The organism is Microcoleus sp. Pol11C3 (assembly GCF_036701485.1).
In the GTDB taxonomy this organism is placed as follows: Bacteria; Cyanobacteriota; Cyanobacteriia; order Cyanobacteriales; family Microcoleaceae; genus Microcoleus.
Window position 1 is genome coordinate 1 of the sequence record NZ_JAUBQW010000094.1, and the last position, 15,916, is coordinate 15,916.

Sequence of the window (15,916 nt, forward strand, 5' to 3'; positions counted from 1 at the left end):
TCTTGCACTTTATTCTCGATCGCGCGCTCAAAACCCAGGCTACCTCAAGTGCGATCGATATATTCAGCAAGCCCTAACTAAACCTATGAAAGCTAATAAGACACACTTATTTGACACCAATAAGATATCAACTGAAAGTATCTACAATATCTCTCCTTTGCTAGATCAGAAACAAGCCACAGAAACAGCACAAATCTCAGATTTTTTAGACAAAATTATTGAAGGTGACTGTCGTAATATCTTGCCTCTTTTACCAGCACAGTGTGCAGATCTAATTATCACATCTCCTCCCTATGCAGACAAGCGAAGTAAAACCTATGGTGGCATGAAAGCTGATGATTATGTCACTTGGTTTTTACCTATAGCTGAAGATTTGCAGCGCGTTCTCAAACCGACAGGCTCGTTTATTCTCAACATTAAAGAGCCTGTCGTCAATGGTGAACGACACACTTTTGTGATTGAGATCATATTAGCTTTACGAAAACAAGGCTGGCTTTGGGTTGAGGAGTATTGCTGGCACAAAAAGAACTGTTTTCCGGGAAAATGGCCGAATCGTTTCCGAGATTCATGGGAACGCTGCTTGCATTTCACGCTGAACAAACAATTTGCTATGTACCAGGAATCTGTGATGGTACCTATGGGCGATTGGAAAAACAAGAGGTTGAGCAAATTGAGCGAAACAGACAAACAGCGGGACAATTCCAAAGTTGGCAGCGGCTTTGGTAAAAATGTTTCTAATTGGGTCGATCGCGAATTGGCTTACCCCACAAATGTTTTGCATTTAGCAACAGAATGCAGCAATCGGGGACACAGTGCAGCTTTTCCAGTAGAATTGCCAAAATGGTTTATTAAATTGTTCACGCAATATAACGATGTAGTTTTAGATCCATTCATGGGATCTGGGACAACGGCTGTCGCTTGTCAAGAGTTAAATCGTCGATTTATCGGAGTTGAATTGAATGCAGAATACTGCACTATTGCTCAAAATCGTTTGCGCGAAGCAACTCAATTAACATTATGGGAGAAAGGCAGTGAGTATTCCATCAATCAGCCCTGATGAGCTAGAAGCTTTGATTAAGAAACAACTAGAAATGTTTTATGACCGCCGCATTCAAACGCTTTCAAACTTAGATTTGTGGAATACTTTACGGCGAAAGAATCCATATCTGTTTCGTGCTATCGGTATGCAGGATGCCTCCGAAATTGTCAAAGAATTACTTCAAGCGTATATATCATCATCAGATGAAGGTATATTTGGTCATATATTTTTTGAGCCAATTGCCCAAGCTGTTGGTGGAGGCGTAGTAGCAACTGATGTCGGAATGGATGTGGTTATTGAAACGCCTGAAGCTTACACTGTCGTTCAAGTTAAGTCTGGTTCAAATTGGGGAAATGCAGACCAGAAACGTAAATTAAAAGAGAACTTTGAAAATGCTCGCGCTATGTTTATTAGCAGAAAAATCAAGAAGCAGTTTAGGGCATTACTAGGACAATGTTATGGACGCGCAACCAGTGAACCGAGTGATAAGCGACTTTATGCAGTCCGGTCTGGTCAGTCATTCTGGGAAGAAATTACAGGCGATCCGGAATTCTATCTTAAACTGATCCGATTAATGGAAGATTATCCTACTCGGCATCGCCCTGATTATCAAGTTGCTTGGAGTAATGCGGTCAATAGATTTACTAGGGAGTTTCTCGAAAACTTTTCTACATCAGAAGGGTCATTAGATTGGGAAAAAATTGTTCAGCTTAACAGTGGAAAGATACCACCAAAAAAGCCAAGAATACAAAAAAGTAAGTCCTCTATCTAATTTTAACCATGTGTTCATTATTTTAACCCCTAAAATCCAAAAGCAAGAGCATCAAGCATATACTTACCCTTCTCCCGCCCAACTTCTTGATATATATCCAAAAGTTCTTCGTAAGCAGTCTCTCCCCCTATAATATTCCAAAACTCATGTCCCATCAGGACAGCTTGTTCAAAGGGCGTGTACTTCCTTGCCACTGACCATTTATAATCTGAACGATTTGGCCCGTAAGGATTGTAAGCCATAGCATAGTAAGATTGAGCATCGGGGCGAGACAGTCCGCACAGTAAATGATATCTCAGCAGCCGTTGAATTACCTCCAAGCATTGTCCTTTGTTGGGTTTCGATCCTTTAATTTCAAAGAAAAACTTCCTCCCGTCACGGGATAGCACGTACAAATCTGCTTTGACCGATCGCCTAACTAAATGGTTAGTTTTTTGAGCCTCAAGAACAGCTTCTATCATTTCTTCAAAAGCAGGTTTATTTGCATTTTTGTCGGCTGACTGCTCAAATAGCGCTATCTGACGCTCAATTTCATTGATAGCCTCTATGCTAACTTCGCCAGAAATTTCATAGCTTCTGCTTGCTTCTTGGTGATGTTCCAAAGCAATGAGTTTTGCACATTCTTCATATGTTGTACCCAAGCTACTGCTGAAACCTCTTTCAAACTCGTTAATCCGTAGCAATTCTGACGGCATAATAGCAGCCTGAAACGGTTTCAGTTGACCTTTAGAGGATTTGCATGATAAATATGCTGCTGGAATATCAAGTTTTGGTATTAGCCGTCCTCTGTATTCATTGACAAGATTTTCGATAAAAACTTCTAAGTATGCTTTGATGATGACGCGGGTAGTTGAGCTAATAGCTGACATTATTTTACTGCAAACATTCTGTTGACTAGACTTGTTGAAAACTACCATCCCAAATCAAGCTTAAATATCTCCCTTATTTCTTAGTCCGCAGAGGCGGACTTCGTTTGTGTAGTTGCGGTTTCAACCGCCGAACTATCGAGGGGGTAGCTTGTATTAACCAGTCGCACTCTATCTATCCAAACTTGGTCAAGAATCGGAAAGCATCGAGTACGTGACTCGCGCAAACGTAAGGCGAAGTATTGTAAAAAGCTTGCCAAGCCGCCGCTTTGTCTTCGTCGTATTTATCGGCTCTTTCCTGGTATTTTCCTAGCCAATTCAGCCGCACTGCGTGACCGACTAATACATCTAAAACGATGTATTCTTCTACTTGCAATTCTGGGTTGCGCTGGGCAATTGCAGCCAACTCCATCAGCGCCTCAATATTCACTTGTCGGTATTCGGGCGCCACAATTTTATTCAGCAAATGCTCGATTTGGAGCGCGAAATTCTTTTCCCCTGGGGTCATTTCCGATAAAATAACATCGCTGTCCAAGCGATTTCTGCGCTCTAATTTATCGCCAATTATCAAGCCTTTGCAGTGCCGCAGCAGTCCCCAAACACTCGGATAAAAATCCTTTGGTACGCGATTGACGGCACCTTCCATTTGCCGCTTCCGCCGCCATCCTCCCGCAGGCATTTGCGGTTCTTCGGAAACTGGCGCTACTACCCATTCAATATCTTTTTCCTGCTGTTTGACGCGCAGGGATTCTTGTTGTTTGAGGATTTGATTCATTTCCTCGTATTCTGTTAACACTTGGCGCAGGCGATTTTTAATTTCAAAGGGACTTAGCTGCATTAAATGTTCGTAAGCTTCATTTTGCGTAACTCCCAATTCGCGGGCAAACTCGCTAGTCAGGAGCAAAATAAAGTAGCTAACTCTCAGCGTCAGCAGGCCTTTAAATAACTGCGGTTCGGCTTTAATTAGCAGGCCAAGGTAGATGAGAACTTCTTGAGTTAGAACTCGATCGCGAATGTCTTCTCCGCAGAATTGGCGAATTTTGTCCATCACTTCCGTGTAAGAACCCGGCCGCGAAATTATCGAATCTTCGCTGTAAGCTTTCCCCACAGCAATCTGTTTTTGCCGCACCAAAATGTCTGTCACCGCATCCGACAAGCTGATATCAACTTTGTCCAGCAAACCTGCGGCATGGCGGATGACTGCCCATTGGATTTTTGATTGCGAACTTTCTCCAGCTTTTGTATAAACTTCGTTGAGCAAATCCACAACTTTAACTGTTGGTTCTGCACCTCCAAATCCTGTATCAAAATTTAATCCTTTGAGGCGAACTAACGTGTGCAGCAACTCAATTTGTTCGTACAAATTTTCTGAATCGTGCAGGCTATTTAGCAAGAATTGAGTATTAGTTTCGCACTCTAATTTAAATTCTTGCGTGTGACCCAAAGGCCAACTTTTTTCAGGATTGTAACTTAGATAGCTGCGCGTTTCTACTGCACCTGTCACCGGAGATTCTGTAAATTCAAAATCGTGCATTAAATCAATTCTTTCCGTGCCAGCGGTCAGCATTAACTGCTTAAGATTTCCGAGTTTAACTGGCGTGTTGTTACAGTGTCCATCCCGGAATTCTTTCATTAATTCTAACAACGCTTCCCGGCCGGTTTCCAGCATCGTGTGAGTCAGCATCAGCGTTACCGTAGGGCGTCCCAACTGATACCAGTGGCGGTGAATTTGAGCTATTTCGCTCTTGATTTGAGCCACTAAAAAATGGTAATCTAAAGTTAAGTAAAACTCTTGTCTGTTCAAAAATGAAGGGAGAAATACGATCGCCTCTTCGCGAATTTTAAACACCCGAGAAGTTGTTAAACTCCGCAAACGACGCACGGGGCGACCCGTTAAACCTAATTGGTCGTTACGTCCGATTTGCGTGTAAATAGCTGATAATTCTTTAGTCTGGCGGACTTGAATTGGTTCTACCTGTTTTGGGGTTTGTGCGGCAATGCCGTTAGCGGCTAATTCTGCTTGCAAATCTTCGTCTTCAGCTAACAGTGCAATTTGCACTAAAGGTTCTCTGTGTTGGCCGACTGACACATGCCTTCCCAGCGGGTCGATGTCGCCAACTGCAATTAATCCTTCGTTCAGCAATTGACCGAGAAAATATAAACTTTGCGCCCAAACGAGGGGAATATTTTCATTGGGTAAGCGCTGCTGGCTGCGGGGATTTAGCTTTTCTGCTTCTATATTTTCGGCGGGGACGTAGTACAATTCGGGTAGCAGCGGCAAACCAGAGCGATCGACTGCCAAAGATTCCAAACGCTGCTGGTACTCTTGCACTTGGGCTTGATTTCCCTGAAATATGCCGTCCAAGAGCAAATAAGTGAAAAATAGCGGCCACTCGCATTCAATGTGCTCGAACTGCCTTAATTCTGTGGGTTCGTAGTGCAGGCGATCGGCATCTTCCAACACTGTTTGGTGTCCGTCCCGCAGAAACCGCTTGCAGCCGTATTTTCCTTGCAATTTGTCAATAATCTTATTTCTAGTCCGTTCTATTAATTCTCGATCTTCCACAGCAAAAGCCGGAAAACTAATCACGCTCAATAAAGCGGCATCTACTTCTTTTGAACTAGATTCGCGAGGCAAAAGCGATTCCAAAGTTATGCGACTTCGGGCAATTTCGTCGGGCAAAACGTGAATAACAGATGCTTGAGAGCCTTTGATTCCAAACAAATCCAACCCATTTATTGCTTCCAGCGCTGCTTTGGCCATGCCAACTGAACTGGCGTTCAATTCTGCATTGCCACGATTTATTTTATGGCCTCTTTCCCAAATTCCGTAATCGGGCGTGCGGTATGCTCTACCGATGTAGTAAACTAAATTTTGCACGAAATTGACTTCATCAATTGTAAAAATTACGTGCAGCCCGGAAGCCGTCATTTGAGAAAGAATTAATAAGAATATAGATGTAGCGTCTAACTGTAAATGTCCCCACTGGTCATCACCAACAACAATACTTCCAGTTTGAGTATTGTATTTAGCGTGCAGGGCATCTAGCGGCGACTGAGTATTTTTAAAATGTTCTACTTTGCTCGATTGCTGCATCATCGCAAACAGCAAGCCGCGCATCAGTTTGACTGTGCTGTGTTCGAGTTCAAATGTTCTGCCCTGATCGCCATCAATTTTGCGGTAAGCTAAACCCAAACCCCAAACCGCGAGAATGCTGTACACGTTATCCCGCACCCAAGCATCGGTGTAGTCGCCGTGAGCGTTAACGGCGGTACTCGCCGGTAGCAAACCAGTTATTGGGTTCTGGCGCTTGAGGATGACGGTTTTGATTTGCTGGTAGTAATAATCTAACCTGTTTTGCCGCTGAGTTGTTGCGATCGCCATTTCGTTTTCCTTCTTTTTCCTGATGCGAGTAGATTTGCGGGGAATAGACTTTTAAATATATCAGAGATTAGATCATTTCTCCAGTTATCCCAACACAAAAAGGTAATTGCCATGTCTAGCCGCAACAACAATAACAACAGCGTTCCTTTCGTAAAAGTTGTCTACTCTACAGTGAAAATTAATGGTAAAATTGAGCTAGTACCGATGGAATGGTACGCTGACGGCTCTGTCAAAAAAATCGAACACTAATGCTCGATCGCACTTTACAGTCAAACTCTAACTGTCCTAGCGCGCCGCGTACCAAAAATCCGGTTTCTGGGCCACCGAACGATGACTTAACAGACTTTTGGTGCCACAAACCGGTTTTTTTGCGACCAAAACAGGTCTAGCGTCGATCGCCAATCTCAGCTAATTTAAATAACTAGGTGTGTAGGAATCTCAAATAAAAAAATATGGATGGATCGCGCCCGCAATTTTCAGTGCTGGGACTACCAGTTCACATATTAGATGATTATGCAGGTTGGCTGATGGAGCGTCTGCATCAAGGGTTAGGAAGTCATGTCGTGACGCTGAATGCTGAAATGGCCATGCAAGCCGAGAAAAATCCGGCCTTAGCAGATGTAATCCGCAAAGCGGAACTGGTGATACCCGACGGTTCGGGAGTGGTGCTGTACTTGCGGCTGCGTGGCAAACCGGCACAGCGCTATCCGGGAATTGAATTAGCAGAATCGCTGCTGCAACAAGCCGGAAAATTGCCTGATTCGGAACCACTATTTTTCTTTGGAGGTTCCCCAGGAGTGGCGGCTGCGGCTGCGGAAACTTGGCAGCAAAAGGTTAACGGATTGTCGATTGCTTCTCAACACGGTTATCTTTCTGCAGATGAAGAAAAAGACTTCCGTGAAAGCCTCAAAAAAATGCAGCCAAAACTAATTTTTGTCGGCTTGGGAGTGCCACGCCAAGAATTTTGGATTGCCGAACACCGACACCTTTGCCCTGATTCGATTTGGGTGGGAGTTGGTGGCAGTTTCGATATTTGGGCGGGAACAAAAGAGCGCGCGCCCGCTTGGTTTTGCGACAATCATTTAGAATGGTTGTACCGACTTTATCAAGAACCTTGGCGGTGGCGCCGGATGTTAGCTTTGCCGCAATTTGCATTGAAAGCTTTGGGGGATTTTCGAGCTTAAAAGTTCCCAATGGGGGCGGGTTTACGGGAGTTATAGCTGATATTGCCGATCGCGCGTGAACCCGTCTCTACAATAATTATTGTTAATTTACCTGACATGATACAGTATATTCCCGTAGAGCCGGTAAACTTAATCTAGTAAGTAGATCGGCATGAAAAAACAATAATATCTTGTAGGGGCGATCGCGAGCCAATATCTATAAAAGCCCGCAGCAAAGCCTTGTCCTCTTCACTAGATATTCTTGGGGCGGAAACGGAGTAATAGCGAATCACCTTTAGTCAAAGTCGGATTTATGAGTAGTTCCCCAAGAAAGAAAAAAACTATCCTGTTTTTGGCAGCTAACCCCAAAAACTCCACTCCCCTGCGCTTAGGTAAAGAGGTTCAGGAAATTTCAGATGCGTTGCAACGCTCTAAAAAGCGTGACAAGTTCCAACTGGAGGAAGAATGGGCAGTAACGCACACGGATATGCGGCGGGCAGTATTAGATTATAATCCGCAGATCGTTCACTTCTCGGGGCATGGTGCAGGAGAGGATGGTTTAGCTTTAGAAGATGAAACCGGGCTGATCAAGTTGGTAAGCGTACAAGCCTTAGCAGCCTTATTTGAAGTATTTATGGATCAGGTGGAATGCGTCGTGCTGAATGCCTGTTATTCTGAAGTGCAAGCAAATGCGATCGCGCGTCACATACAATACGTTATTGGTATGAACAAAGCCGTTGGTGATAATGCTGCACGGGAATTCGCCGTGGGTTTTTACGACGCATTAGGCGCGGGGAAATCTATAGAATTTGCTTATAAGCTTGGGTGTGTCAGTATCAGCATGGCAGGAATTCCCGAAGAATTGACTCCGGTACTGAGAAAGAAGTCTGATTTTTCGGATGCTCGCGTTAGCGATATACTTGAGGAGTCTTCCTCTGCGGTGGCAAATGTGCTGTCGCTCCCCTCACCACCTGTTCCTTTCCTCAATTTAGATAACCCAGAAGGTTCTGTTAGCTTAGATTGTCAGCTATATATCGATCGTCTTCCCATTGAATCAGACTGCTACCAAGCTATTAACAAACCGGGCGCTTTGATCCGAATTAAAGCACCCCGTAAAATGGGTAAAACTTCTTTATTACAGCGCATTTTACATCATTCAAGAGAACAGGGACATCAAACAGCATATTTAAACTTTCAATCTGCTGATGGTAATTTTCTTAGTAATCTCGATCAGTTGTTGCAATGGTTTTGTGGTGAGATTACCAATGAGTTAAATTTAGAAGACCGAGTAGCGGAATACTGGAAGCAAGGCATGGGCAGCAAACAAAAATGCGGCAACTATTTTCAGCGCTACCTGTTAACAACAATTAATACACCATTAACGTTAGGATTAGATGAAGTCGATCGAGTTTTTCAATATCCCCAAGTAGCGCAGGAATTCTTTGGTTTACTGCGGGCGTGGCACGAAAAAGGAAAAAACGAACCAGCTTGGAAAAAACTGCGTTTAGTAATTTCCCATTCCAAAGAAGTTTATATTCCCTTGAATATCAACCAGTCGCCTTTTAATGTAGGTTTACCAATTGATCTACCAGAATTTAACCATCAAGAAATTGTTGAGTTAGTACAAAAACATCAACTGAGGTGGTCTGCCCGCCAAATAGAACAATTGATTGGAATGGTAGATGGGCATCCTTACCTGTTAAGAAAAGCCCTTTATGAAATTGCTCGCGGTTATTTAACCTTAGAGGAATTTTTACAGACTGCGCCTACTGAAGAAGGAATTTACGGCGATCATTTACGCTATCATTTAATTAATCTCACTGCCGAGCCAAATTTGGAAGCAGCAATGAAACAAGTAATTGCTAGTTCGGTTCCGGTACGATTAGAAGCGAATCTAGCGTTTACACTTCGCAGTAGGGGTTTAGTGAAGTTGCGAGGTAATGATGTGATTCCTCTGTGCAATCTCTGCCGCCTATATTTTAAAGATCGCTTAGGAGTTCGTTAATGAATAATGAACTCGATTGGAATTACGAATATCAAGTCGGTGGTAGCTTACCTATTGATGCACCTACTTATGTTAGGAGACAAGCTGACAGAGATTTTTATGAAGGATTAAAGGCAGGAGAGTTTTGTTACGTTCTCAACTCGCGACAGATGGGTAAATCTAGCTTGCGAGTGCAGACAATGGCGAGATTGCAGCAAGAAGGATTTGCCTGTGCTGCCGTTGATATTACGTCAATTGGTACGTCAGATATTACTCCTCAAGAGTGGTATTTCGGAATTATTGACTCCATGGTAAACAGTTTTCAAATTTACAATAATTTTGATTCTTATGATTGGTGGACAAGTAACGAATTGCTGTCTCCTGTTCAACGCTTCAGTAAGTTTATTTCCGAGGTGTTGCTGGAATTTATCGATAAATCTATTGTGATATTTATTGATGAAATTGATAGCATATTAGCTTTGCCCTTTAATGTGGATGACTTTTTTGCCGTTATTCGCGATTGTTTTAACCAGCGTGCGGATCAACCAGAATATAACCGCCTAATCTTTGCTTTGATTGGAGTAGCAACACCTTCCAATTTAATTAGTAATCACCTTCGCACTCCCTTTAATATTGGACAGGCTATTGAGTTAACGGGTTTTCAATTATCAGAAGCACAACCTTTGGCAGTTGGGTTAGAAACTCAAGCAGAAAATTCTCAGGCTTTGCTAGAGGCGGTATTATCTTGGACTGGCGGACAGCCATTTTTAACGCAGAAAATTTGTAAATTACTTCTCAAGCATAATAATATTGCATCAATCCGGAATCTTACTGAGTGGGTAGAAACTATAGTTAGAGATAAAATAATTAAAAATTGGGAAACGCAGGATGAGCCAGAACATTTAAAGACGATTAGAAACCGTATTTTAAACAGTAAACAATGGCTTAGTCGCTTATTAAGAATATATCAGCAAATTTTGCAACATGATGAGATTGCTGCTGATGATAGTCTGGAGCAGATGGAACTCCGCTTAACAGGTTTGGTAGTTAAGCAATCTGGTAAAATAAAAGTTTATAATCCGATTTATAAATCTGTTTTTAACCTGGATTGGGTGGAAAGACTGTTAGCAAATCTTCGCCCTTATAGCGAAAGTTTAAAAGCTTGGGAAGATTCTGATTATAAAGATGAATCGCGACTGTTGCGAGGTCAGGCTTTGCAAGATGCTCAAACTTGGGCAGCCGGTAAAAGTTTGAGCGATTTAGATTATCAGTTTTTAAATGCCAGTCGGGAATTACAACAAGGGGAATTTGAACGAGATTTAGAAGTCCAGAGACAAGCTAATCAAATTTTGACTGAAGCGAATCAGACGCTAACCAAGGCACAGCACAAGGCACAAAAAATTACAATGGGAACCTCTGTTTTTGCTGTGGTGGCTATCTTAATTTCAACTGGGGCAACTGTTTTTGCCGGGAAGCAAGTCACTCAAGCTAATAATTTATCAAATACCATCCAGGAAAGTGCTTTTTCCAATCAATCATTTATTTCTGGACAGACATTTCAAGCACTGCTGGAAGCATTGAAAGCCGGAACCACATTAAAAAAACTAGATGCTTCAGCCAACACGACAAAAGACATCCAAGGACAAGTGATGGGTGCGCTGCAACAAGCAGTTTCCGAAGTAAAAGAGCGCAATAGTTTGGAAGGGCATAGCAGTTCGGTCTATCGCGTAGCCTTTAGTCCCGATGGCTTAACTTTGGCTTCTGCTAGCCATGACAACACCATCAAATTGTGGAACCTGCAAACCCAAAAACTGATCGCTACCCTCTCCGGGCATAACGATTGGGTCAGAAGCGTCGCCTTTAGTCCAGATGGCAAGACTTTGGCTTCTGCTAGCGCCGACAAAACCATTAAACTGTGGAACCTGCAAACCCAAACAGCGATCGCTACCCTCTCCGGGCATAGCAAGTCGGTCAGAAGCGTCGCCTTTAGTCCAGATGGCAAGACTTTGGCTTCTGCTAGCGTCGACAAGACCATCAAACTGTGGAACCTGCAAACCCAAAAAGCGATCGCTACCCTCTCCGGGCATAGCGAGTCGCTCAGAAGCGTCGCCTTTAGTCCAGATGGCAAGACTTTGGCTTCTGCTGGCGATGACAACACCATCAAATTGTGGAACCCGCAAACCCAAAAAGCCATCGCTACCCTCACCGGGCATAGCAAAGAGGTCTATAACGTCGCCTTTAGTCCCGATGGCAAGACGTTGGCTTCTGCTAGCGATGACAACACCATCAAACTGTGGAACCTGCAAACCCAAACAGCGATCGCCACCCTCACCGGGCATCGGAATTGGGTCAATAGCGTCGCCTTTAGTCCCGATGGCAAGACGTTGGCTTCTGCTAGCGCCGACAAAACCATTAAACTGTGGAACCTGCAAACCCAAACAGCGATCGCTACCCTCACCGGGCATAGCAATTCGGTCAGTAGCGTCGCCTTTAGTCCAGATGGCAAGACTTTGGCTTCTGCAAGCTATGACAACACCATCAAACTGTGGAACCTGCAAACCAGATCCACCCTCACCGGGCATAGCAAAAAGGTCAATAGCGTCGCCTTTAGTCCAGATGGCAAGAGTTTGGCTTCTGCTAGCGATGACAAAACCATCAAACTGTGGAACCTGCAAACCCAAACAGCGATCGCTCTCCTCATCGGGCATAGCAGTTCGGTCAATAGCGTCGCCTTTAGTCCAGATGGCAAGACTTTGGCTTCTGCTAGCGCCGACAAAACCATTAAACTGTGGAACCTGCAAACCCAAACAGCGATCGCTACCCTCATCGGGCATAGCAGTTCGGTCTATAGCGTCGCCTTTAGTCCAGATAACAAGAGTTTGGCTTCTCCTAGCGATGACAAGAGCATCAAACTGTGGAACCTGCAAACCCAAAAACTCATCGCTACCCTCATCGGGCATAGCAGTTCGGTCTATAGCGTCGCCTTTAGTCCAGATGGCAAGACTTTGGCTTCTGCTAGCGCCGACAAGAGCATCAAACTGTGGAACCTGCAAACCCAAAAACTCATCGCTACCCTCACCGGGCATAGCAAAGATGTCAATAGCGTCGCCTTTAGTCCAGATGGCAAGATTTTGGCTTCTGCTAGCGATGACGGTACCATCAAACTGTGGAACCCGCCAACCCAAAAACTCATCGCTACCCTCACCGGGCATAGCGATTGGGTTTATAGCGTCGCCTTTAGTCCAGATGGCAAGACTTTGGCTTCTGCTAGCGCTGACGGTACCATCAAACTGTGGGACGTACAAACCCGAAAAGCGATCGCCATCCTCACCGGGCATCGCAATTGGGTCTATAGCGTCGCCTTTAGTCCAGATGGCAAGACTTTGGCTTCTGCTAGCTATGACAACACCATCAAACTGTGGAATTCAAGGTCTTGGGATTTTGATAAACTGATGGAATTAGGCTGCGAGTCAATAAGTGATTATCTCAAAAACAACCCGAAAGCCACAGCAGAGGATAAACAGATGTGTTCTGATTACCTCAACCAAAAGTCAATCAAAAAGGACTAGGCAAAAACAGCGATCGAGCAAGAGGGGCGCACTACATTTTTTTCACCTCAGCACAAATTCCACCTTTTCCGTCGTCCATTCATTACTCGCTTTAGTTACAATCTCCGCCTTTCGCCCCTGTAAATCTTGGTCTAACGCTGGCAATTCCCACAAGCGATAATTCGTTGCATCCATAGTCGCAAATACTTTTATTACATTTACCCCTTCCTCATAATTTTCTGGCAATGATAGTTTGAAGTTTTCTGTTCTCTCTCCTCCGGGTTCTACAACTTCATAATTCGCACGGTCTGGATAGATTTGTGAAATACTAAAATCTGCATCAAAGAGCAAGGCAGTGATATTCAAAGTTCGATTGGTAGATTCATTGCGAATTAGTAATGTGACCTCTTCTGCACCGTTTTCTAATACAGGAACCTTACCATCAGCATTCAAAACTACAATTTGCCCCCGTTTGACTGATTTAACTAATTCAACCTTAAGTTTGCGATTTAAAGTTGAATAAGTATCTTCATTATCCCACTCCAAACTATTTTGATATAGGGTAATGTGGATTAAGCGATTAATTAGCTTTTTAGCTGCTTCAGGTGCATCAATTTTGATCGGAAAAACAACATTTGGGATCGGTTCTTTATTCGCATCTAAAATCAAATATTCTCCTTGAGGATTCAGGGAAACAAAATAATTCACATTCTCATCTTTTTCGGTTTCTGGACAGAATTCTATCCAGCTATGATTTTCAACTTCCTCTTTTTGAGTTTTGAGTATACTAGGAAGTGATGACACATCTACACCAGGAATTTGCGGTAACGGGTCAGGCAGAAGAACTCGAACTTTGCGAATTTGTTCCAAGGGTGGCCCTACATAGACAGCAGGCGAACCGATTTCGATCGTTCCTTCTTTTAATTTAGGATTGAGTTCTCTGGTTCTAAATTCGTTGTGTAGTGCCGTTACTTCTGCCCAACAGTCGGATGCCCCCAACTCTACAACTTTAACTGTCGCCACAAGGTTATCACTATCTTTAAAATCCCTCGTTCTGAATTTAAAAATCTCGAATTCTGATCCTTTTTTAATTCCGCTTGCTTGCCCTATTTGTAGCTGAACTCGGTTTTTGGTAATATCTACCTTCATCACCGGAGCGTTACGGCTAGCAAGGACAGGTTGACCGCCCAAAAAAGTGCGATTTGTCTCGCCTATCAACATCGGTGTTTGTCGAGGGAAGTCATTGTGCACTAGATTAGAAATGCGATCGTACAAGTTGTTAACAGGAATATCTGTCCCGTATTCTCGCAAAGCTTTTAGTAAATAATAAGTTAAAGCGCCGTTGCGTTCCCTCCCTTCAAAAACCTTTTCATAAGCAAATTCATGCTCCCGACAAGCTGCTATTAAGGTATAACCTTTCGGTTCGGGCAACAAACCATTGACGACGGTAATATTGCGGCTATTTTCTGTTGAAACTTGCCAATTTTGTGCTAAGTCCTGAAGAGGTGCAACCAAACTATCAGTTGGTCGTTCCATCATATCAATAAAACCTTCACCGCGAATCCGGTCATCTCCGCTCATTTCTCTAGTTGCGCCACCGGAATGACAGCTATCCAGTACCAGCGTTACAACTAACTCTTTTGCCACCATTTCTTCCAGGAGTTTGGCGAATTCCAAATCGCGCAAATAGCGTGAATTTGGTTGACCGATATCGCAGGGAACTAAGGCTTCATCTAAACCCATAGAACCCTTGACATCTTCAAAAATTGTTTTTGCCCGTCCGCCGTGACCGGAGTAGTGAATATATACTCGGTCTTGAGGTTGGGCTTTGGCGGTTAGTTCTTTGAATTTGGCGACGATATTTTCATAGGTGGGTAAAAGTTCTGGGGGTTCTTGGGGTTGGTTGGGATTGTCGGAAGCAGTAGCGGTGAGTTTAATAATTTGGTCGGGTGTGAGGTTGAAGGTGTCTTGTAAATAGGTTTCGACGTGGTTGATATCTGGAACGCATCCCCGCAAGTTTTTGTAGTAGTTACCTTCTGGTAAACGATGGGGGAAGTAGAAATTGATGCCGATGAGGAGGGCGTGGAAGTTGGGGGTTTGGTTGGTCATGGTTGATAGTGGGTAAGGGGTTTGGGAAAAGTTTGATTTTTATAGGGGAGTGAGGTGGGGTTTTTTATGCAGTTTTTCCTCTCAAATTCTCAAAGCTTTTTGCATAAATCTTTGTCAATTTCCAGGGCATCTGCATCATCAGGATGAGGTATGAGGTAATTGTCTATGAAATTGCATCCTTCCTTAAGTAAATAATCAAAATCCCACCGCCACAGTTTCACTGTCTTGTCACTACTGCCAGTCGCCAGCAGCTTGCCATCGGGGCTGAAACTGACAGCATAAACCCAGGCTGTATGCCCACTGAGGGTTTTAATTTCTTTGCCAGTGGATGTATCCCACAGTTTCACTGTTTTGTCAAAACTGCCAGTCGCCAGCAGCTTGCCATCGGGGCTGAAACTAACAGCATAAACCCAGGCTGTATGCCCGCTGAGGGTTTTAATTTCTTTGCCAGTGGATGTATCCCACAGTTTCACTGTCTTGTCAAAACTGCCAGTGGCCAGCAGCTTGCCATCGGGGCTGAAACTGACAGCCGTAACCGAGGCTGTATGCCCGCTGAGGGTTTTAATTTCTTTGCCGGTGGAGGTATCCCACAGTTTCACTGTCTTGTCATCACTGGCAGTGGCCAGCAGCTTGCCATTGGGGCTGAAACTGACACCATTAACCCCGTGTGTATGCCCGCTGAGGGTTTTAATTTGTTGGCCGGTGGATGTATCCCACAGTTTCACTGTCTTGTCACGACTGCTAGTGGCCAGCAGCTTGCCATTGGGGCTGAAACTGACACCATTAACCCCGTGTGTATGCCCGCTGAGGGTTTTAATTTCTTTGCCAGTGGATGTATCCCACAGTTTCACTGTCTTGTCACGACTGCTAGTGGCCAGCAGCTTGCCATTGGGGCTGAAACTGACACCATTAACTAACTCTGTATGGCCGCTGAGGGTTTTAATTTCTTTGCCAGTGGAGGTATCCCACAGTTTCACTGTCTTGTCACCACTGCCAGTAGCCAGCAGCTTGCCATTGGGGCTGAAACTGACAGCCCTAACCGATTCTGTA

At 44.0% G+C, this 15,916-nt stretch carries 10 protein-coding genes; 6 read left to right on the top strand and 4 right to left on the bottom strand.

Annotated features, from left to right (window positions below):
• Both QUA40_RS19735 and QUA40_RS19740 read left to right on the top strand, forming a co-directional pair.
• A partial coding sequence (locus QUA40_RS19735; protein WP_333128867.1) for a site-specific DNA-methyltransferase occupies window positions 1-1,057 on the top strand: 1,057 nt, incomplete at its 5' end.
• A complete protein-coding gene (locus tag QUA40_RS19740) occupies window positions 1,032-1,811 on the top strand; it encodes a PmeII family type II restriction endonuclease (RefSeq protein ID WP_333128870.1) in 780 nt (259 codons plus the stop codon). The genes QUA40_RS19735 and QUA40_RS19740, both read left to right, overlap by 26 nt.
• 29 nt (window positions 1,812-1,840) lie before the next feature.
• Here the strand turns inward: QUA40_RS19740 and QUA40_RS19745 are convergent, their stop codons facing one another.
• On the bottom strand, window positions 1,841-2,680 hold the full coding sequence (locus tag QUA40_RS19745; protein WP_333128873.1) for a TdeIII family type II restriction endonuclease: 840 nt from the start codon (window positions 2,678-2,680) through the stop codon (window positions 1,841-1,843).
• A gap of 172 nt (window positions 2,681-2,852) precedes the next feature.
• The gene (locus QUA40_RS19750) at window positions 2,853-6,062 is read right to left on the bottom strand and encodes a glycoside hydrolase family 15 protein (RefSeq protein ID WP_333128875.1); all 3,210 of its coding nucleotides are present in this window, start codon (window positions 6,060-6,062) and stop codon (window positions 2,853-2,855) included.
• A gap of 111 nt (window positions 6,063-6,173) precedes the next feature.
• On the opposite strand from QUA40_RS19750, the gene QUA40_RS19755 reads away from it, so the two are divergent.
• The 4 genes from QUA40_RS19755 to QUA40_RS19770 all read left to right on the top strand — a co-directional run bounded on the left by QUA40_RS19755 (window position 6,174) and on the right by QUA40_RS19770 (window position 12,778).
• Window positions 6,174-6,311: a hypothetical protein gene (locus QUA40_RS19755; RefSeq protein WP_333128877.1), complete on the top strand. Its 138-nt coding sequence runs from the start codon at window positions 6,174-6,176 to the stop codon at window positions 6,309-6,311.
• A 203-nt stretch (window positions 6,312-6,514) separates the two neighbouring features.
• Window positions 6,515-7,246 (top strand): WecB/TagA/CpsF family glycosyltransferase, encoded by a 732-nt coding sequence (locus QUA40_RS19760; protein WP_333128879.1) that lies wholly within the window; start codon window positions 6,515-6,517, stop codon window positions 7,244-7,246.
• 292 nt (window positions 7,247-7,538) lie between these two features.
• Window positions 7,539-9,230, top strand: coding sequence for an AAA-like domain-containing protein (locus QUA40_RS19765; RefSeq protein WP_333128881.1), 1,692 nt, complete (start codon window positions 7,539-7,541; stop codon window positions 9,228-9,230).
• The gene (locus QUA40_RS19770) at window positions 9,230-12,778 is read left to right on the top strand and encodes a WD40 domain-containing protein (RefSeq protein WP_333128882.1); all 3,549 of its coding nucleotides are present in this window, start codon (window positions 9,230-9,232) and stop codon (window positions 12,776-12,778) included. Before QUA40_RS19765 ends, QUA40_RS19770 begins: the two co-directional genes overlap by 1 nt.
• Before the next feature lie 42 nt (window positions 12,779-12,820).
• On the opposite strand, the gene QUA40_RS19775 is transcribed toward QUA40_RS19770, so the two are convergent.
• Entirely contained in the window at window positions 12,821-14,866 is a 2,046-nt protein-coding gene (locus QUA40_RS19775; RefSeq protein WP_333128884.1) for a caspase family protein, read from the bottom strand.
• Between the two features lie 89 nt (window positions 14,867-14,955).
• Window positions 14,956-15,916, bottom strand: a 961-nt coding sequence (locus QUA40_RS19780; protein ID WP_333128886.1) for a WD40 repeat domain-containing protein, incomplete at its 5' end; no start/stop codon positions are given.

Coding starts and splice junctions, on each gene's coding strand:
- QUA40_RS19765 (WP_333128881.1), top strand. CDS start 7,539: ATGAGTAGTTCCCCAAGAAAGAAAAAAACTATCCTGTTTTTGGCAGCT.
- QUA40_RS19755 (WP_333128877.1), top strand. CDS start 6,174: ATGTCTAGCCGCAACAACAATAACAACAGCGTTCCTTTCGTAAAAGTT.
- QUA40_RS19770 (WP_333128882.1), top strand. CDS start 9,230: ATGAATAATGAACTCGATTGGAATTACGAATATCAAGTCGGTGGTAGC.
- QUA40_RS19750 (WP_333128875.1), bottom strand. CDS start 6,062: ATGGCGATCGCAACAACTCAGCGGCAAAACAGGTTAGATTATTACTAC.
- QUA40_RS19760 (WP_333128879.1), top strand. CDS start 6,515: ATGGATGGATCGCGCCCGCAATTTTCAGTGCTGGGACTACCAGTTCAC.
- QUA40_RS19745 (WP_333128873.1), bottom strand. CDS start 2,680: ATGTCAGCTATTAGCTCAACTACCCGCGTCATCATCAAAGCATACTTA.
- QUA40_RS19775 (WP_333128884.1), bottom strand. CDS start 14,866: ATGACCAACCAAACCCCCAACTTCCACGCCCTCCTCATCGGCATCAAT.